17 protein-coding genes are annotated in these 17,967 nt (G+C 64.5%); 11 read left to right on the forward strand and 6 right to left on the reverse strand.

Annotation, left to right across the window (positions count from 1 at the left end):
- Both AACH40_RS09670 and AACH40_RS09675 read right to left on the reverse strand, forming a co-directional pair.
- Nucleotides 1-1,086, reverse strand: a complete 1,086-nt coding sequence (locus tag AACH40_RS09670; protein WP_338642240.1) for a hypothetical protein — start codon at nt 1,084-1,086, stop codon at nt 1-3.
- Nucleotides 1,086-2,177: a phosphotransferase gene (locus AACH40_RS09675; protein ID WP_338642241.1), complete on the reverse strand. Its 1,092-nt coding sequence runs from the start codon at nt 2,175-2,177 to the stop codon at nt 1,086-1,088. The genes AACH40_RS09670 and AACH40_RS09675 overlap by 1 nt, the downstream gene beginning before the upstream one ends.
- 116 nt (nt 2,178-2,293) lie before the next feature.
- Between AACH40_RS09675 and AACH40_RS09680 the strand changes: the two genes are divergently transcribed.
- Nucleotides 2,294-2,587 (forward strand): hypothetical protein, encoded by a 294-nt coding sequence (locus tag AACH40_RS09680; RefSeq protein WP_338642242.1) that lies wholly within the window; start codon nt 2,294-2,296, stop codon nt 2,585-2,587.
- Nucleotides 2,588-2,719: 132 nt separating this feature from the next.
- Nucleotides 2,720-3,754 (forward strand): nucleoside hydrolase, encoded by a 1,035-nt coding sequence (locus tag AACH40_RS09685; RefSeq protein WP_338642243.1) that lies wholly within the window; start codon nt 2,720-2,722, stop codon nt 3,752-3,754.
- A gap of 78 nt (nt 3,755-3,832) precedes the next feature.
- Here the strand turns inward: AACH40_RS09685 and eno are convergent, their stop codons facing one another.
- Entirely contained in the window at nt 3,833-5,119 is a 1,287-nt protein-coding gene (eno, locus tag AACH40_RS09690; protein WP_169492861.1) for a phosphopyruvate hydratase, read from the reverse strand.
- 232 nt (nt 5,120-5,351) lie between these two features.
- On the opposite strand from eno, the gene AACH40_RS09695 reads away from it, so the two are divergent.
- The 5 genes from AACH40_RS09695 to AACH40_RS09715 all read left to right on the forward strand — a co-directional run bounded on the left by AACH40_RS09695 (nt 5,352) and on the right by AACH40_RS09715 (nt 7,581).
- Nucleotides 5,352-5,954 carry a hypothetical protein gene (locus tag AACH40_RS09695; RefSeq protein ID WP_338642244.1) on the forward strand — a complete coding sequence of 201 codons (603 nt, stop codon included), beginning with the start codon at nt 5,352-5,354 and terminating at the stop codon, nt 5,952-5,954.
- A 25-nt stretch (nt 5,955-5,979) separates the two neighbouring features.
- Complete coding sequence (locus AACH40_RS09700) at nt 5,980-6,378, forward strand: phage holin family protein (protein ID WP_338642245.1); 399 nt, start codon at nt 5,980-5,982, stop codon at nt 6,376-6,378.
- Nucleotides 6,375-6,680 (forward strand): hypothetical protein, encoded by a 306-nt coding sequence (locus tag AACH40_RS09705; RefSeq protein ID WP_338642246.1) that lies wholly within the window; start codon nt 6,375-6,377, stop codon nt 6,678-6,680. Before AACH40_RS09700 ends, AACH40_RS09705 begins: the two co-directional genes overlap by 4 nt.
- A 54-nt stretch (nt 6,681-6,734) precedes the next feature.
- A complete protein-coding gene (locus AACH40_RS09710) occupies nt 6,735-7,202 on the forward strand; it encodes a hypothetical protein (protein WP_338642247.1) in 468 nt (155 codons plus the stop codon).
- Nucleotides 7,203-7,359: 157 nt separating this feature from the next.
- The gene (locus tag AACH40_RS09715) at nt 7,360-7,581 is read left to right on the forward strand and encodes a DUF4170 domain-containing protein (RefSeq protein ID WP_169492865.1); all 222 of its coding nucleotides are present in this window, start codon (nt 7,360-7,362) and stop codon (nt 7,579-7,581) included.
- Between the two features lie 77 nt (nt 7,582-7,658).
- Here AACH40_RS09715 and greA read toward each other — a convergent pair whose 3' ends face one another.
- From greA to carA, 3 genes are all read right to left on the reverse strand, one after another.
- On the reverse strand, nt 7,659-8,135 hold the full coding sequence (gene greA / locus AACH40_RS09720) for a transcription elongation factor GreA (protein ID WP_169492866.1): 477 nt from the start codon (nt 8,133-8,135) through the stop codon (nt 7,659-7,661).
- Nucleotides 8,136-8,276: 141 nt separating this feature from the next.
- Complete coding sequence (gene carB, locus AACH40_RS09725) at nt 8,277-11,600, reverse strand: carbamoyl-phosphate synthase large subunit (protein WP_338642248.1); 3,324 nt, start codon at nt 11,598-11,600, stop codon at nt 8,277-8,279.
- 72 nt (nt 11,601-11,672) lie between these two features.
- Nucleotides 11,673-12,863 (reverse strand): glutamine-hydrolyzing carbamoyl-phosphate synthase small subunit, encoded by a 1,191-nt coding sequence (gene carA / locus AACH40_RS09730; protein WP_338642249.1) that lies wholly within the window; start codon nt 12,861-12,863, stop codon nt 11,673-11,675.
- Between the two features lie 156 nt (nt 12,864-13,019).
- Between carA and AACH40_RS09735 the strand changes: the two genes are divergently transcribed.
- The 4 genes from AACH40_RS09735 (at nt 13,020) to rpoD (ending at nt 17,953) form a co-directional block, all read left to right on the forward strand.
- The gene (locus AACH40_RS09735) at nt 13,020-13,475 is read left to right on the forward strand and encodes a GatB/YqeY domain-containing protein (protein WP_338642250.1); all 456 of its coding nucleotides are present in this window, start codon (nt 13,020-13,022) and stop codon (nt 13,473-13,475) included.
- A gap of 133 nt (nt 13,476-13,608) precedes the next feature.
- Nucleotides 13,609-13,923, forward strand: a complete 315-nt coding sequence (locus tag AACH40_RS09740) for a GIY-YIG nuclease family protein (RefSeq protein WP_338642251.1) — start codon at nt 13,609-13,611, stop codon at nt 13,921-13,923.
- 94 nt (nt 13,924-14,017) lie between these two features.
- Nucleotides 14,018-15,886, forward strand: a complete 1,869-nt coding sequence (gene dnaG / locus AACH40_RS09745; RefSeq protein WP_338642252.1) for a DNA primase — start codon at nt 14,018-14,020, stop codon at nt 15,884-15,886.
- A 63-nt stretch (nt 15,887-15,949) separates the two neighbouring features.
- A complete protein-coding gene (gene rpoD, locus AACH40_RS09750; protein ID WP_169492872.1) occupies nt 15,950-17,953 on the forward strand; it encodes an RNA polymerase sigma factor RpoD in 2,004 nt (667 codons plus the stop codon).
- The last annotated feature ends 14 nt before the right edge of the window (nt 17,954-17,967 follow it).

The following is a 17,967-nucleotide window of genomic DNA, read 5'->3' on the forward strand; positions in this document are numbered from 1 at the left end:
TCAGCCGCCGTCGGTGAAGCCGGTCAGGCCCCACGGGTTGTAAGGGCCGATCACCAGCTGTTCGAACACGCCGGTGCCGACTTCGCCGGCCGACGTGGTCACGCGGCTGACGATCTGGACGTGCAGGTTGTCCATCTGAAGCGGGTCCATCTGGCCCAGCACGAAGTCCTCCCGCTCGATCTCGAGCGGTCCATGATACAACCCATGCCCCCACTTTGGCGAGGTGTAACCGAGGCCCTTCATCTGGAAGCGGACCAAAGGCTCGAACGTCAGCGTCAAGGGCCCGTCGGGCGCCTGCACGGTCAGTTCGCCCGAAGCCGGCCAGCGCGTGCCCTTCTCCATGGGAGAGACCATCGTGCCCGAAGGCGTTTCGAAGAAGCCGTCGTGATGCGCGCCATCGGGGGCCACCACCGCGCGGGTGTTCCAGGCCGATCCGTGAACATCGGCGTTGATGTGATAGAACACCGACCGCGTCGGCAGGTTGATCGGCGTCCATTGCCAAAAGAACGACGGCACCTGGTTGCCGGCATGCGGCTGCGTGTCGCTCGTGCCGACGGGGCGCACGCCCCAGCTGCGGTCGCGCGTGCCGGCGGTTCCGGCGGCCAGTTCCTCGCGCACGCCGTCGATCTCGATCCAGCCGGTGTAGTGGCCGTTCTGGGTCAGGCGCGTGTAGTCCATGAACGTGCGCGGACCGTTGCGGAAGACGAAGCGCGGCTCCTCGATCGGGAAGGCGCGGCCGGTGAAGCGCACCTCGGCCTTGATCCCTTCGCCATCGACGCGAACGACGAGCTGCTTGAGCGGCTCGACCACCTCGATCGAAATCGGCCCGACGACGAGATCGAGCCGCTCCATCCCCAGTTCGCGCGAGGCGTGAAGGTTGTATTGCTTGCCATCCCGCACCGCGCAGAAGCTCGCATCGGCGACGTTGAGGTGGGGATAGACGCCGAAGGCCACGGCAAAGAACCCGCTTCCATCCGGAGCGTACCCGTTGAAGAAGTAGCGGTCGTAGAAATTGCGATCCGTACCCGAATAGGCGATCGGCTCGGGCGTCTGGTGCAGCGGGAAATCGTCACCCTTGGTCAACATCACACAGTCTCCGTCAGGCGCTTGAGGGCGCCGATGCTGTCATGATCGAGGCACAGCTCGCACGAGTTGCGCGCCATCGACAGGAAGTTGGCATCGCCGCGCTCGGTACGGACGACGAAGGCGGCGCTGAACACCGCGGTAGAAACGCCATGCAGCGCGCCGACGCGGTAGCGGTCCCAGATGTCGGCCCGGGTCAGCGGAACGCCGCGCCGAGTCATTTCGGCGCAGTACAGCTCGATCAGCTCGTCCTCGTGCGGGCGGCGCACCGCGCTGCCGATGCCGCAGCCGAGGAAATAGCCGAGATCGTTGAGCGGACAGCCGATCCCGGTCGTCTGCCAGTCGACCACCGCGATGGGATTCTCGCCGCCGCGGACGTCGAACAGCATGTTGTCGAGCCGGTAATCCCCATGCGTGACCGAAAAGTCGGTGGGCAGGCGCGTGAAGTATATGTCGATCAGATCGTTGAGCTGCTCGCAGACGGCCATCATTTCCGGCTCGAGCGTGTCGGCGTAGCGTTCACGGAAGATCGCCTGCGCCTGCGGATAAAGCGCGATCATCTGCTCCTGCGTGCCGGGCGCGGGCTGGAGCCAGGGTGCTTCTGCCAGCCACGGCGCATTCCACGTCGGCGCATGCAATGCAGCCGCCTGCCTCACGCCGTGGCGCGCGTCCTCCAGCGTGCAGCCTGCCAGCTGGTTGCCGCCGCGGCACGGGCCCAGATCCTCGAACAGCAGGATGAAGTCCGCGCCATCCTCGGTCAGCTCGGATCCGTAGATCTTCGCTGTGCGAACGTCGATGTTGGGCGCCAGCTCGCGATAGAAGTTCACTTCCTTGCGATAGAGCCCGAACATCGCTGCGGTGGAGCGGCTGGTGGCATCGGTCGAAGCGAACTTGGCCGCGACCGTCGCCGGGCCTGCCCCGGCAGGCTCGTAGGTCAACGTGAAACGCGCGGTGTCACCGACCTGTCCGGTACCTATCGATACCCATTCGACACCGGTGATGCGGCCTTCGCCAAGCGCGCCAGAACTGCGCAGGCGGTCTTCGAGCCAAGGCGCGGTAACCTCGGCAGGGGACTTCGGAAACTGTGTCATCATGCTCTCCCAAGCCCATGCTGGCAGAGCCGCACCCTCTTGTGAAGAGGATTTAATTGATTGCTTAAATCGGTTGCGCGCAACGGAACTGAAATATCTATTTATCAGTTGGTTGCACCATGAACGGGCCCTTTGCATGGTTCGGCGCGATCGGCGCCATCATCGCCGCTGGAATGATCGCCGCGGACCTTGGCCGGCGCTGGACCGGCTGGGGCTTCGCGTTGTTCGTCGCGGTGTCGGTGGCGTGGATTGCCTCGGGCCTGCTTCACGACACGATGCCCATAGTGGTGCAGAACGCGCTGCTGCTCGCGATCAACGCCTGGGGCGTATGGCAATACCTGTTGAGCCCCACGAAGAAGCGCCAGATCGAGAAACAGGAAGAACTCGCGGAACAGGCCAAAAACGAGGTGTAGGGGAAGCAGACCGTCATCCGCTGATACCGGTTCGTAGCTAGGACTAATGATCACCTCGCAAGAGCAATTTTCCTCAATCGTTTCGCAGCGCCACTGTGCGTACACAATTCGACTTGAGAGGAGGACTTGCAGATGGCGTTCACAAGGCGCGGCGTAATCGGTTCAGGAGCGGCCGTTGCAACCACGCTCGCGCTTCGAAGCGGCGCCAACGCCGAGGCGCCTCGGCTCGCGCGGGTCATCCTCGACAATGATTTTGCAGGTGATCCCGACGGCCTGTTCCAACTGGCGCACCATCTGCTCTGCAAGTCCCTGCGCATCTCGCTGATCGTCGGATCGCATCTTCCGGCCATGCCCTTTGCCGGACCCGATGCCCCTGTCCCCACCGGCAAGGCAGCTGCCGCGAAGGCTCAACAGCTTGTCGATCTGATGCGACTGCCGGCGCCGCCGATCGTGGCCGGTGCGGATGCGCCAATCTTCGATCGCAAAGCCTGGAGGCCCGCATCCTCCACCGCTGCCATCGTCCGCGAAGCCATGCGCGAAGACACCGCCGAGCCGCTCATCTATTGCGTCGGCGCAGGGCTCACCGATCTTGCGCTCGCATGGTTGGTGGAACCTCGGATCGGGAAGCGACTGAAGCTTGTGTGGATTGGCGGCTCCGAACATGCGGGTCTTGCCAACGCTCCACCCGGCGCCGTTGAACCAGAGTTCAATTTCTCGATCGATCCCTTGGCCGCACAAGTGATCTTCAACGATTCCGATATCGAGATCTGGCAGGTTCCGCGCGACGCGTACCGCCAGATGCTGTTTCCGAATGCAGAAATCGAAGAGCTCGCGACGCTCGGGCCACTCGGTGCCTACCTGAAGGCGCAGGTCGACAAGGTCAGCGCGATCATGGCGAGTATCCCCGGAATCCCGCCGATCCCCCCGACAGAAACGTACGTTCTGGGCGACAGCCCGCTCGTGACGCTCACGGCACTTGTCACCCAGTTTCAGCCCGATCCCGCTTCGAGCACCTACGTCCGCATGCCAACACCCCGCATCGAACCTGACGGTCAATACGTGGACAATCCAGCGACCCGGCCAATGCGCGTTTACACGCATGTGGATGCCGAGCTGACGTTTCGCGACATGCTGGCAAAGTTCAGGGCACACATGCACGCAGGCTGAGCGGACTTCCAAGCTGTTTACAGAGAAAGGGCCGCCCCGACGGGCGGCCCCTTCCTGATTTCAATTGGCAGTGCGACCTTACCCCGCCAGACGCCCAAAGGCTCCTGCACCGGCATAGAGTGCGTTCTTGCCCAGCTCTTCCTCGATGCGGATCAGCTGGTTGTACTTGGCAAGACGGTCCGAGCGCGCCAGCGATCCGGTCTTGATCTGGCCGCAGTTGGTGGCAACGGCGAGGTCGGCGATGGTCGCGTCCTCGGTCTCGCCCGAACGGTGCGACATGACGGCGGTGTAGCCGTTGCGCTGCGCGATCGAGACCGCTTCCAGCGTCTCGGTCAGCGTGCCGATCTGGTTGACCTTCACCAGCAGCGAGTTGGCCAGGCCCTTGCCGATGCCCATGGTCAGGCGCTTGGGATTGGTCACGAACAGATCGTCGCCCACCAGCTGCACCTTCTTGCCCACCTTGGCGGTCAGCGCGGCCCAGCCTTCGAAGTCGTCTTCGCTCATGCCATCCTCGATCGACTTGATCGGGTAGGCGTCGCACAGCGCGGCGAGGTAGTCGGCCATGGCCTCGGGCGACAGCGAAAGGCCCTCGCCGCTGATCTCGTACTTGCCGTTCTTGAAGAACTCGGTCGCGGCGCAATCCAGCGCCAGCACGATGTCGGTACCCGGCTTGAAGCCCGCCTTTTCGATCGAGGCCATCACGAAATCGAGCGCATCGCGGGTGCTGGCAATGTTCGGCGCAAAGCCGCCTTCATCGCCCACGCCGGTGGCGAGGCCCTTCTCGTGCAGGCCCTTCTTCAGCGTGTGGAACACTTCCGCGCCCCAGCGCACGGCTTCAGCGAGCGACGGCGCGCCGACCGGCATGATCATGAATTCCTGGAAGTCGATCGGATTGTCGGCGTGCTCGCCGCCGTTGATGATGTTCATCATCGGCACCGGCAGGACGTGCGCCGAAACCCCGCCGACATAGCTGTAGAGCGGCAGGCCGCGGGCATCGGCCGCCGCCTTTGCCACGGCAAGGCTGGTGCCAAGGATCGCGTTGGCGCCGAGGCGCCCCTTGTTTTCGGTGCCGTCGAGCTCGATCATGGCAAGGTCGATGTCGCGCTGGTCTTCGGCGTCGAGGCCGGTCAGCAGCTCGGCGATGTCGCTGTTCACGGCGGTGACCGCCTTGGTCACGCCCTTGCCGAGGTAGCGCCCCTTGTCGCCATCGCGCAGTTCGACCGCTTCGTGCGCGCCGGTCGAAGCGCCCGAAGGCACCGCGGCGCGGCCGAACGAGCCGTCTTCGAGCAGGACGTCGACTTCAACGGTGGGGTTGCCACGGCTGTCGAGAATTTCGCGGGCGTGGATGTCAATGATCGCGGTCATGGTGGCTCCCCCTCAGGTGGGCAATCTCGCCGGGCGGCGAGGCGTGGAACGGTGGCCGGGTCCGGGCCTCGGCTGCGGCTCCTATCGGGTGGAACCCGCGCTAGCAAGCCGCGTTGAGAGCCTTGAACACCGGCTATTGCGCAGGTGCAACATTTGCGCGCAATAATAGCCACAATTGTCTATTGTCCCTCTCCCGTCCGGGACTGGCCGCATCAATCAGAGGAACCGACCCATGGCTGACACCAACTCGAGCGACAGTGCAACGCCCGTGCTTTCGGCCGAAGGCGCAAAGAACGCGGCAGAAGACATCAAGGCCACGGCGAACGACGTGAAGGCCAGTGCAGCGGAAGGCCTGGCCGACGCCAAGACCCGTTTCGGCAAGGCGATAGAGGAAGCCAAGGCTGGCGCTGCGGCGCTCAAGGACGAAGCCGCCTCTCGTGCAGCCGATGCCAAGGAAAAGGCCGCCAGCACCGCCAGCGATTGGCAGGAACAGGCCGGCGCCTATGCCACCCAGGCCAAGGAAAAGGGCGTGGAACTCGCCAAGGTCGGCAAGACCAAGGCCAGCGATGCGCTGGTGACGCTTGGCCAGACCATCTCCGGCACGGCCGAAACGATCGATAAAAAGCTTGGCGTGCAATATGGCGACTATGCCCGCACTGCCGCGCGCAAGGTTCAGGAAACGGCGGCGAGCCTTGAAGCCAAGGACTTTGCCGAGCTGGGCGAAGACCTGAAGGAAGCCGTGCGCAAGAGCCCGGCGATCGCGGTGGGCATTGCGGCGGTGGCAGGCTTCGCCCTTGCGCGCCTGTTCGGCGGTTCCGACAAGTCCGACGCCTGATGCACGCAGGCAAAGGGCTGCGGGCATGATGGACAGCGAAGGCCAGCCCGGCAGCGAAGCCGGCGCGCCCAGGGGTGCGCGCGACTTCGCGCTGGGCGATGGCATCCGCGCATTGCTGGAAGACGGTCAGACCTTGTTCGAGGCCGAGATCGCCTTCCAGCAAGCGCGCGTCGGATATGTGCTCGGTCGCGCCAAGGGTATCGCACTCCTTCTGGTGGCAACGCTGTTTCTGGCGTTCTTCTTTCTGGTGGCCTTGGTCGTCGGCCTTCTTCTCGCCCTCACGCCGCTGGTCGGACCGTGGGGTGCGCTGGGGATCGTCGCCGCCGTGCTGCTGGTGGGCACTATAGGTTGCTTCGTGAGCGCGGTGTCGCGCTATCGCGCGGCGCGTGACGTCCTCCTCGGCAAGGACGGGAGCAAGGCATGACCACGGCCAGCGAATACGCCGAGCTGCGCGCACTGCGCACACGAGCATGGAGCCAGGTCCGCTCCGACGTCGAAGCCTTGCGCGATGCGCTTGATACCCGCTCGATCAGCCAGCGGATCAAGGACAAGGCGGCGGACGAGGTTGTCGACATCATCGATACCGCCCGCGATGTCGCAACCGAGAACAAGGCGGTCATCGGCCTGACCTTTGCGGCGCTGGTCGGATGGTTCTTCCGTCGGCCCATCGCGGAAGTGGCACAGGATGTCGCCGAGGCCGTTACCGATTACGTCGACCGGCGTTGACCGGGCCAAACCGCTCCGAACGGGGCCAATCGCATACAGACACAGGAGTCTCCCGTGACCGAAGAAACCGCGTCCCGCCTGCGTGATCGTCTCGACGCCGCCAAGGCCCGCGACGTCGCCCGCTCCAGCGTCGAGACCGTCAAGGGCGTAATCCATGAACATCCGGTCGCCGCGCTTGCCGGTGGCATCCTTGTCGGCGCGATCGTCGCGCGCATGCTTCCGCGCGGTTCGAAGACGCAGGAAGAGCCGGTGAAGAAGGCGGGCAAAAGCGCCTCGGCCCTCGCCGCGCTCGGCGCCGAACTCGCCCTCGCCTATGCCACCAAGGCCGCCGAAAAGGGCCGCGAAGGCGTCCACAAGCTCGAGGATATCGGTGGCAGCGTCGGCGGCAGGATCGGCGATGGCGCAAGCGAGGCGAAAAAGCGCGCCGCCGACTTTGCCGAGATCGCCGTGGGTGCCCTGCGCGATGCGGGTGAAGCAGCGCTCAAGCGCGCAAACGATCTCAAGGATCGCGTGAAGCACTGATCGACGATCAACTCTTGCGGACGCGGGGAGCGGCATCGTCTCCCCGCGTTCCTTGTTTCACAAATCTTACGCTACGACTTTCGGTGCTCTTGCCACCGACCAGCACTTTTGCCAGTGGCGCAGGCGAATCTTCCTCCCCTCAAGGAACAATCGCGACATGCAGAAGCTGCACCTGGTGATGGGCGGTCGGGTCAAGGACCCGCAGGCCCTCGAATTCGTGGATCTCAAGGCCATCGACGTCGTCGGCGTCTTCCCCGACTATGCCAGCGCCGAAGACGCCTGGCGCGGCGCGGCGCAGCGTACGGTCGACGATGCGGAAATGCGCTACGTGATCGTGCATCTCCATCGCCTTCTTGAACCGGACCTGCCCAAGGCCTGATCTCTTGGCGGAATGGAAAAGGGCCCCGGAAGCATCGCTTCCGGGGCCCTTTTCCATTTGCGTTCGAATGTCGAAGCTCAGATGAACTCGATCTTCTCGACCACGTAGAACTTGTCGCCCGAAGGCACGGTCACTTCGACCTCGTCCTCGACCTTGCGCCCGATCAGCGCGCGCCCGAGCGGCGAATTGTAGCTGATCTTGCCAAGCTTCGCGTCAGCTTCTGCCTGTCCCACGATCTGGTAGCGCACAGGCTTGTCGTCGTCGTCGAGCAGCGTCACCGTCGCTCCGAACACGATCCGGTCGCCCGACAGCGTGGTTGGATCGATGATCTGCGCGCGGCTGATCTTGTCCTCCAGGTCGGCAATCGTCGCCTCGACCTGTCCCTGGCGCTCCTTGGCGGCGTGATATTCGGCATTTTCCGAAAGATCGCCATGCGCACGCGCTTCCTCGATGGCGTCAACGATCTTCGGGCGCTCTTCGCGCAGCGCCTTCAGCTCGGAGGTCAGCTTTTCATAGCCTTCCTGGAGCATCGGCAGCTTTTCGATACTGGCCATCAGTATTCCTTTTCCTTTCAAACCCTTGGCGCAAGCGGGCGTTCAAGACGCTACGCTGGCCGGGGCAAACCGTTCCCCGCCGGACCACACAATGCGGCCCGGGACTTCACATCCGGTACGTGCGGGGGGACCCGTGGAAGCTCAGAGATAATAATCCTGCAGGGAACGGACCGCAAGGTCGGCACTCTTCAGCGCCTCGATTGCCTCCGCCGCCGCGACCGAAGCCGCTGCCGTGGTGAAGTAGGAAATCTTGCCCGTCAGCGCAGACCCGCGGATGGATTGCGAATCCTTGTGGCTCTGCCAGCCCTCGGTGGTGTTGAAGATCAGCGCGATCTCGCCGTCGATGATCCGGTCGACGATATGCGGACGCCCTTCGGCCACCTTGTTGACCCGTTCCACCGCCACGCCGTTTTCGGAAAGGTAGCCCGCCGTGCCGCCCGTGGCGACGATCTTGAAGCCCAGGTTTGCCAGCTTCTGCACCGCCGGCAGCACCACCGGCTTGTCGCTGTCCTTCACCGAAACGAACAGCGTGCCCTGCGTCGGCAGCTTCACGCCCGCGCCAAGCTGGGCCTTGGCGAAGGCGACCGCGAAGTTGCTGTCGATGCCCATGACTTCGCCGGTCGACTTCATCTCCGGCGAAAGCACCGGGTCTACGCCGGGGAAGCGCGCGAACGGGAACACCGCTTCCTTCACCGCCATGTAGTCGATGTCGCGCTTGATCGCGGGAAGATCGGCGAGCTTTTCACCCGCCATCACCCGCGCCGCGAACTTGGCGATCGGCTGGCCCACCGCCTTGGCGACGAACGGCACGGTGCGGCTGGCGCGCGGGTTCACCTCGATCAGGTAGACCTTGCCGTCCTTCACCGCGAACTGGATGTTCATCAGGCCGCGCACCGACAGGCCGTTGGCGAGCAGCACCGCCTGGCGCTCCATCTCGGCGATGATTTCGGCTGGCAGGCTGTAGGGCGGCAGCGTGCAGGCGCTGTCGCCCGAATGGATGCCCGCTTCCTCGATGTGCTGCATCACGCCGGCGACGGTGACCTGGTCGCCATCGGCCAGCGCGTCGACGTCGCACTCGATCGCATCGCGCAGGTACTGGTCGATCAGCACTGGGCTGTCCCCCGAAACCTTCACCGCGGTCTGGATATAGTCCTCGAGCTGCGCCTGGCTGTCGACGATTTCCATCGCTCGCCCGCCGAGCACATAGCTCGGCCGCATCAGCACCGGGTAACCGATCCGGCTGGCAACCGCGATCGCTTCCTCCCGGCTACGGGCGATGCCGTTGGCGGGCTGGAGCAGGCCCAGCTTCTCCACCAGCGCGGCAAAGCGTTCGCGATCTTCGGCAAGGTCGATCGAATCCGGGCTGGTGCCCAGGATCGGGATGCCTGCATCCTGCAGCGCCTGCGCCAGCTTCAGCGGAGTCTGCCCGCCGAACTGAACGATCACGCCGACCAGCTCCCCGTTCGACTTCTCGGTCTCGAGGATTTCGAGCACGTCCTCGGCCGTCAGCGGCTCGAAATAGAGCCGGTCCGAAGTGTCGTAGTCGGTCGAGACCGTCTCGGGGTTGCAGTTGACCATGATGGTCTCGAACCCTGCATCCTCCAGTGCGAAGCACGCATGGCAGCAGCAGTAGTCGAACTCGATGCCCTGGCCGATGCGGTTGGGACCGCCGCCCAGGATCACGATCTTCTTGCGGTCGGACGGCGCCGCCTCGTTCTCCGGCTCGCAGAACAGCGCGCCTTCGTAGGTCGAGTACATGTACGGCGTAACCGCCTCGAACTCGGCCGCGCAGCTGTCGATGCGCTTGAACACCGGGCGCACGCCCAGCTTGTGGCGCAGCTTGCGCACTTCGGCTTCGCTCGTCGCGCCGGCCATCGCGCTGATCACGTCGTGGAGCAGGCCGGACCGCTTGGCCTGCGTTTCGCCAAGGCCGCCGGCCACGCCCACCGAGCGCACGGCCAGCGTCGCCAGCCGCTTGTCAGAAAAGCCCATCGCCTTCAGCTTGCGCATGCCCGCCGCATCGACCGGCAGCCCGTTTTCCTGGACGTTCGCTTCTTCGGCGATGATCTCGGCGATGTGGCGCAGGAACCACGGCTCGTACTTGGTGATCGCGTGGACGTCTTCCACGCTGAAGCCTTCGCGGAAGGCCTGGCCCACGATCAGCAGGCGGTCGGGCGTCGCCCGGCTCAGCGCTGCCTTGATCTCGTCGCGGCTGGCGCCTTCCAGCTCGACCACGCGGTTGAAGCCGTCGAGCCCGGTTTCAAGGCCACGCAGCGCCTTCTGCAGCGATTCCTTGAAGTTGCGGCCGATCGCCATGACTTCGCCGACCGACTTCATTGCCGTGCCCAGCAGCGGCTCGGCACCTTTGAACTTCTCGAAGGCGAAGCGCGGGATCTTGGTAACGACGTAGTCGATCGTCGGCTCGAACGCGGCCGGCGTCGCACCGGTGATGTCGTTGGTGATCTCGTCGAGCGTGTAGCCCACGGCGAGCTTGGCCGCGACCTTGGCAATGGGGAAGCCCGTCGCCTTCGACGCCAGCGCCGACGAGCGCGACACGCGCGGGTTCATCTCGATCACGATCAGGCGCCCGTCGGCGGGATTGACCGCGAACTGCACGTTCGATCCGCCGGTCTCCACGCCGATCTCGCGCAGCACCGCGATGCTGGCGTTGCGCATGATCTGGTATTCCTTGTCGGTCAGCGTCAGCGCCGGCGCGACGGTGATGGAATCGCCCGTGTGGACGCCCATCGGATCGACGTTCTCGATCGAGCAGATGATGATGGCGTTGTCGTTGCGATCGCGCACGACTTCCATCTCGTATTCCTTCCAGCCGAGGAGCGATTCCTCGATCAGGACTTCGGTCGTGGGACTGGCTTCGAGCCCGCCCTTCACGATCTGGACGAATTCTTCCTTGTTGTAGGCGATGCCGCCGCCCGTGCCGCCCATGGTGAAGCTGGGGCGGATGATCGAAGGCAGCCCCGTGCGTTCCAGTACGGCGAGCGCTTCCTCGATGGTGTGGGCCACGCCCGAACGCGCCGATTCCAGCCCGATCTTGTCCATCGCCTCGCGGAAGCGCTGGCGGTCCTCGGCCTTGTCGATTGCATCGGCATTCGCACCGATCATCTGCACCCCGAACTTGTCGAGCGTGCCGTCGTTGAACAGCGCCAGCGCAGTGTTGAGCGCGGTCTGCCCGCCCATCGTCGGCAGTAGCGCGTCGGGCCGCTCCTTCTCGATGATCTTGGCGACGACTTCGGGGGTGATCGGCTCGACATAGGTCGCGTGCGCCATGTCCGGATCGGTCATGATCGTCGCGGGGTTCGAGTTCACCAGGATGATGCGATAGCCCTCTTCCTTGAGCGCCTTCACCGCCTGCGTGCCCGAATAGTCGAACTCGCAAGCCTGGCCGATGATGATCGGCCCGGCGCCGATGATCAGGATCGAGGAGATGTCAGTGCGTTTGGGCATTTTCGCTCTCGTGTCTCGACACCCGGATCACGATGAATGTCGTGCCGGGCAGGAATATCTCAAATCAGCCGCTCAACCGAGCGACGCGACAAACTTCTCGAACAGGTAGAAACTGTCCTGCGGCCCCGGGCTCGCCTCGGGGTGGTACTGCACCCCGAACGCGCGCTTGCCCTTCACCGCGATGCCGCAGTTCGAGCCGTCGAACAGCGACACGTGCGTCTCGACCACGTTCTCACCCAGCGCGCCGGGGGCGTTGTCGACCGCGAAGCCGTGGTTCATCGAGGTGATCTCGACCACACCATCCTCGATCCGCTTGACCGGGTGGTTCGCGCCGCGATGGCCCTGGTGCATCTTGGTGGTGCGGGCGCCCGCGGCGAGCGCCAGCATCTGATGGCCAAGGCAGATACCGAAGATCGGCATGTCCATTTCGAGCAGCTTCTGGATCACCGGCACGGCATAGGCGCCGGTCGCCGCCGGATCGCCCGGGCCGTTCGACAGGAACACGCCCGCGGGCTTCAGCTCGAGGATCTTGTCCACGCTGGTCTCCGCCGGCACGACGGTGACGTCGGCCCCGGCCTTCACCAGGTTGCGGAAGATGTTGTCCTTCGCGCCATAGTCGATGGCCACGACGTGGGGGCGACCGGTGCCTTCGGGCTTGGTGTAGCCCTCGCCCAGCTTCCAGATCGAACCGTCCCACTGCTCGCGCGCCTCGCGGGTGACCTTGATGGCAAGGTCCATGCCTTCGAGGCCCGGCCACGAACGCGCGCGCTCGACCAGCGCCTCGATGTCGAAATTGCCTTCGGGATCGTGCGCGATCACCGCGTTGGGCGCGCCGGACATGCGGATGCGGCGGGTCAGCGCGCGGGTGTCGATCCCGGCAAGGCCGATCTTGCCCTGCACTTCCAGCCAGCGCTGGAACGTGCCGGTGGCGCGGAAGTTGGCGGGGTCGGTCACGTCCTCGCGCACCACGCAGCCGATCGCGCCGGGCACGCCCGCGCTTTCGATGTCCTCGGAATTCACGCCGACGTTGCCGATGTGCGGGAACGTGAAGGTCACGATCTGCGCGGCATAGGAAGGATCGGTCATCACTTCCTGGTATCCGGTCATCGCGGTGTTGAAGCACACCTCGCCCACCGAGGAGCCGACGGCACCGAAGCCGCGTCCCCACGAAACCGATCCATCCGCAAGAACAAGGACTCCGGTCGCACCTTTTGGCGTCGCACCATCTGGTTTGGGCGCGTGCGAAAGTGCGGGGTCGGCCATGATTGGGGGCGCTCCGTTGGCAAGGGGTCTGGCGATGTCGCTAAGGCTCGCCCGCTAGACCTGCGGCGTCCCAGCGTCAACCTAGCGAAGGCAGAAAGTTTCCCCTAGATGGGGCCATCCGCGTTCCGCGCGAACCCACATCCACAGGAATCGAAGATGATCCGCGACACCATCAAGGCCGCGCAGGTTTCGGCCATGAAGGCCGGCGACAAGCCCCGCCTCGCCGCCGTCCGCCTGATCCTTGCCAAGCTCAAGGACAAGGATATCGAACTGCGCACCGCCGCCAATGTGCCCGACGACGATACGCTAGTGGTCGACGTGCTGCAGAAGATGGCCAAGCAGCGCCGCGAATCGATTGCGCTCTACGAACAGGGCGGCCGCCAGGAACTCGCCGACGTCGAAAAGGGCGAACTCGCCGTGATCGAGGAATTCCTGCCCCAGCAGCTCTCCGAGGAAGACACCCGCGCCGCCATCACTGCGATCATCGCCGAAACCGGCGCTGCCGGCATGAAGGACATGGGGCGCGTCGTCGCTGCCCTGAAGGCCAAGCACGGCAGCCAGCTCGACATGGGGCGCGCCAGCGGGCTGGTAAAGGCCGCGCTGGCGGGGTGATCTTCGCGCGGAAAGGAAAGCCCTTGCCGCGACGACGCTCGACACGAATAGAGATCAGCCTAGTCTTACATCTCTTACCGCCCCCCTTCCCGTTCGTGTCGAGCGAAGTCGAGACACCCCGCAATGTGATCCCATGGCCTTCTGGACGTACATTCTGCGCTGTGCCGATGGAAAGTATTACACAGGCCACACCGAAGACCTCGAACGGCGCATGGCTGAACATGCGCAAGGTGGCTTCTGCGCCTTCACCACCCCACGCCGCCCCGTGACCCTCGTGTGGTCTGAAGCTTTTCCCACCCGCTACGAAGCGCTTTCGTGCGAAGTCCGGGTCGGCAAATGGTCGCGTGCCAAGAAGGAAGCGCTGATCGCGGGTGATTGGGCGCGGATTTCGCACTTCGCCAAACCACCGCGCGAACGTGTCTCGACTTCGCTCGACACGAACGGGTAGATTGGCGCTCCCTTTAAAATGCCCCCACCCCGTTCGTGTCGAGCGTAGTCGAGACACGTTTCACAAAGGCCTGCCACGAACGCATGTACAAGCCATGAGCCTCTCCCCCCAATGGCTGGACGAACTGCGCGCCCGGGTCTCGCTTTCGGGGCTGATCGGGCGGTCGGTGCGCGTCCAGAAGGCGGGGCGGGAATTCAAGGCGTGCTGTCCGTTCCACAACGAAAAGACGCCCAGCTTCACCATCAACGACGAAAAGGGCTTCTACCACTGCTTCGGCTGCGGCGCGCATGGCGATGTGATCCGCTGGATGACCGACCATCAGGGCCTGCCGTTCATGGACGCGGTCAAGGAACTGGCGCTGCAGGCGGGCATGGAAGTCCCCGCTCCCGATCCGCGCGCGGCGCGGCGTGCCGAACAGCAGAAGTCGCTGCACGACGTCATGGCCGCAGCGCAGGAGTACTTTCGCGAATCGCTTAAAGGTCCCGGCGGCGCAGCGGCGCGTGCCTATCTGGCCTCGCGCGGGTTTCCCGAAGGCATCGTGCGCGAATTCGGCTTTGGCTATGCCCCCAATGACCGCCAGGGGATGAAGGCCGCGCTCTCCGCTTTCCCCGAGGACATGCTGATCGAGGCGGGCCTCAGGATCGTGGTCGAAGGCAAGGATCCCTACGACCGCTTCCGCGACCGACTCATGCTGCCCATCCTCGATGCGCGCGGCCGCGTCATCGCGTTCGGCGGTCGCATCCTCTCGCCCGAAAAGACCGATGCGCCCAAGTACCTGAACTCGCCGGACACGCCGCTGTTCGACAAGGGGCGCACCGTCTACAACCTGCACCGCGCCGGCCCTGCCGCGCGCCAGTCGGGGCGGATCGTCGTTGTCGAAGGCTACATGGACGTGGTCGCGCTCGCCGCCGCCGGCATTGCCGAAGCGGTCGCGCCCCTGGGCACCGCGCTGACCGAACACCAGCTCGAACGGCTCTGGCGCGTGACGGAGCGGCCGACGCTGTGCTTCGATGGCGATGCCGCCGGCCAGCGCGCCGCGATGCGCGCGGTGGTGCGCGCCCTGCCGATGCTCCAGCCCGGGCACTCCCTGCGCATCGTCACCCTGCCGCAGGGCATGGACCCGGACGACGTCGTGAAAAAGCAGGGCCCGCAGGCGATGGAAACCCTGCTGGGCGAAGCGCGCAGCCTCGTCGATGTGCTGTGGGAAGCGGAACGCGACGCCGCCCCGCTTGCCACGCCCGAGGACAAGGCCGGCCTCAAGGCGCGCCTGCTCGCCCATTGCGACACCATCGCCCATCCCGATATCAAGGCGCTCTATCGCAGCGAGCTCACCCGCCGCTTCGGCGATCTCGCCTATGCCCGGCCCGAACGCGCGCCGTTCCATCCGCGATCGAAACAGCCGCAGCGGGGCCAGCAGCAGGGCCGTGGCCAGCCGTGGAAGCCCGCCCCGCCCCCGCTCGATCCGCAGGACGCCGCTCGCCTGCGCAACGTCGGCACCAACGATGCGCTGATGGCCGCCGTGCTCGCCGGCCTTGTCGCGCACCCTTCGCTGATCGCGCTGCAGTGCGAGGTCCTTGCCCGGCTCCATCCCCAGCAGCCAGACCAGGCCGCGCTGCTCGATGCGCTGCTGCTCATGGCCGACTCGGGCCAAACGGTTGAAACGCAACGGCTCGCCACCATATTGGCGGAGCGAGGGCTGAAGGTCCCGCAAGCGGCGGACTACGCCGGAATGCGATTCGGCTTCCTGAACCCGGCAAGCGATTCGGCGCGCGACGAACTCGCCGAAGCAATCGCCCTGCTGGTCGAGTTGCCGGCCGTCGAAACGGCGCTGGTCGACGCAAACCGGCGCCACGAGGCGGAGTTTTCCGACGAAAGTTTTGCCGAACAGCAGCGTTTGCTGCAACGAAGGCTGGCGTTGCTTGCCCGTTTGGGGCAGATGGGCCGTGCTCGGCTTTCGTTATAATTATATGATGCACGCGCTCCGGCCCCCAGCAGGCCGGCGGATGACAGGTGGTACCGGGTTTCAATGGCTTCGAACGAAAAGACCGATAGCGGCGATGCCCCGCTGATCGACCTCAACGATGCTTCGATCAAGAAGCTGATCGCACGCGCAAAGCGTCGCGGCATCATCACCTATGACGAACTGAACGAGGCCCTGCCGCAGGACCAGATGTCTTCCGAGCAGATCGAGGACATCATGGCCGCGATCTCGGAAATGGGCGTCAACATCGTCGAGAGCGACGAAGATGCCGTCGATCCTGAAGACAAGGCTCAGGACGAAGAGATCGACGAGAGCGAAGCGGTCGACGATCGCCCCGATATCGTCAAGCGCAAGGAAACCGTCGAGCGCACCGACGATCCGGTGCGCATGTATCTGCGCGAAATGGGCGCGGTCGAACTGCTCAGCCGCGAAGGCGAAATCGCCATCGCCAAGCGCATCGAAGCGGGCCGCGACACCATGATCATGGGCCTGTGCGAAAGCCCGATCACCTTCCACGCGATCATCCAGTGGTCCGAAGCGCTCAACGCGGGCGAGATGCAGCTGCGCGAGATCCTCGATCTCGACGCGATGCTGTCGAAGGAGCCGCAGCCCGAAAACCTCTCCGAAGATGGCGAGGAAGCCGACGGCGAGATCAGCGAAGCCACCGCCGGCCCCACCTTCAAGGAAGAAGAGGACGTCGAGGAGGAGGAATCCGCCGACGACGAGGACGATGAACTGCGCGAACGCCGCGCGCGTCCGGCCGAGGAAGAGGAAGAGGACAACACTCTCAGCCTCGCCCAGATGGAAGCGCAGCTGAAGCCTGCCGCGCTCGAAAAGTTTGCCGAGATCACCGGCCTGTTCCGCGCCTTCGAAAAGCTCCAGGCCGAGCGGCTCGATGCGCTGGGTCTTGGCAATGCCTTCCCGGCGGCCAAGGAAGCACAGTATCACAAGCTGCGCGAAGAGCTCACCGCGCAGGTCGAATCCGTGCAGTTCCACGCGACCAAGATCGAATACCTGGTCGACAACCTCTATGCGTTCAACCGTCGCCTGACGACGCTTGGCGGCCAGATGCTGCGCCTTGCCGAACGCCACAAGGTTTCGCGCAAGGACTTCCTCGACCTTTACGTCGGGCACGAGCTCGACGAAGGCTGGCTGCAGCAGCACGCCAAGCGCGACAAGAAGTGGGCCGCCTTCGCCGCCAACGAAGCGAGCGCGGTCGAACGCATTCGTGCAGAGATTTCCGACATCGCCAGCGCCACCGGCATGTCGCTCGGTGAATTCCGCCGCATCGTGAACATGGTCCAGAAGGGCGAGCGCGAGGCGCGCATCGCCAAGAAGGAAATGGTCGAGGCGAACCTGCGCCTCGTGATCTCGATCGCCAAGAAGTACACCAACCGCGGCCTGCAGTTCCTCGACCTGATCCAAGAAGGCAACATCGGCCTGATGAAGGCGGTCGACAAGTTCGAATACCGCCGCGGTTACAAGTTCAGCACCTATGCCACGTGGTGGATCAGGCAGGCGATCACCCGTTCGATCGCCGACCAGGCGCGCACCATCCGCATCCCGGTCCACATGATCGAAACGATCAACAAGCTGGTCCGCACCAGCCGCCAGTTCCTGCACGAGCAGGGCCGCGAGCCCACGCCCGAGGAAATGGCCGAGCGTCTGTCGATGCCGCTCGAAAAGGTGCGCAAGGTGATGAAGATCGCCAAGGAACCGATCTCCCTCGAAACGCCGATCGGCGACGAGGAAGATTCGCACCTGGGCGATTTCATCGAGGACAAGAACGCGATCATCCCGGTCGACGCGGCGATCCAGGCGAATCTCAAGGAAACGGTCACCCGCGTCCTTGCCAGCCTCACCCCGCGCGAAGAACGCGTGCTGCGCATGCGTTTCGGCATCGGCATGAACACCGACCACACGCTCGAGGAAGTCGGCCAGCAGTTCTCGGTCACCCGTGAACGCATCCGCCAGATCGAGGCCAAGGCGCTGCGCAAGCTCAAGCACCCGAGCCGCAGCCGCAAGATGCGCTCGTTCCTCGATCAGTAAGCGCCAGAACAAGA

Origin of the sequence: Novosphingobium olei (assembly GCF_037076535.1) — a bacterium.
Taxonomy (GTDB): domain Bacteria; phylum Pseudomonadota; class Alphaproteobacteria; order Sphingomonadales; family Sphingomonadaceae; genus Novosphingobium; species Novosphingobium olei.

Excerpts from the sequence above, each read along its gene's own strand:
- AACH40_RS09670 (WP_338642240.1), bottom strand. The coding sequence starts at position 1,086 with ATGTTGACCAAGGGTGACGATTTCCCGCTGCACCAGACGCCCGAGCCG.
- AACH40_RS09675 (WP_338642241.1), bottom strand. The coding sequence starts at position 2,177 with ATGATGACACAGTTTCCGAAGTCCCCTGCCGAGGTTACCGCGCCTTGG.
- AACH40_RS09680 (WP_338642242.1), top strand. The coding sequence starts at position 2,294 with ATGAACGGGCCCTTTGCATGGTTCGGCGCGATCGGCGCCATCATCGCC.
- AACH40_RS09685 (WP_338642243.1), top strand. The coding sequence starts at position 2,720 with ATGGCGTTCACAAGGCGCGGCGTAATCGGTTCAGGAGCGGCCGTTGCA.
- eno (WP_169492861.1), bottom strand. The coding sequence starts at position 5,119 with ATGACCGCGATCATTGACATCCACGCCCGCGAAATTCTCGACAGCCGT.
- AACH40_RS09695 (WP_338642244.1), top strand. The coding sequence starts at position 5,352 with ATGGCTGACACCAACTCGAGCGACAGTGCAACGCCCGTGCTTTCGGCC.
- AACH40_RS09700 (WP_338642245.1), top strand. The coding sequence starts at position 5,980 with ATGATGGACAGCGAAGGCCAGCCCGGCAGCGAAGCCGGCGCGCCCAGG.
- AACH40_RS09705 (WP_338642246.1), top strand. The coding sequence starts at position 6,375 with ATGACCACGGCCAGCGAATACGCCGAGCTGCGCGCACTGCGCACACGA.
- AACH40_RS09715 (WP_169492865.1), top strand. The coding sequence starts at position 7,360 with ATGCAGAAGCTGCACCTGGTGATGGGCGGTCGGGTCAAGGACCCGCAG.
- greA (WP_169492866.1), bottom strand. The coding sequence starts at position 8,135 with ATGGCCAGTATCGAAAAGCTGCCGATGCTCCAGGAAGGCTATGAAAAG.
- carB (WP_338642248.1), bottom strand. The coding sequence starts at position 11,600 with ATGCCCAAACGCACTGACATCTCCTCGATCCTGATCATCGGCGCCGGG.
- carA (WP_338642249.1), bottom strand. The coding sequence starts at position 12,863 with ATGGCCGACCCCGCACTTTCGCACGCGCCCAAACCAGATGGTGCGACG.
- AACH40_RS09735 (WP_338642250.1), top strand. The coding sequence starts at position 13,020 with ATGATCCGCGACACCATCAAGGCCGCGCAGGTTTCGGCCATGAAGGCC.
- AACH40_RS09740 (WP_338642251.1), top strand. The coding sequence starts at position 13,609 with ATGGCCTTCTGGACGTACATTCTGCGCTGTGCCGATGGAAAGTATTAC.
- dnaG (WP_338642252.1), top strand. The coding sequence starts at position 14,018 with ATGAGCCTCTCCCCCCAATGGCTGGACGAACTGCGCGCCCGGGTCTCG.
- rpoD (WP_169492872.1), top strand. The coding sequence starts at position 15,950 with ATGGCTTCGAACGAAAAGACCGATAGCGGCGATGCCCCGCTGATCGAC.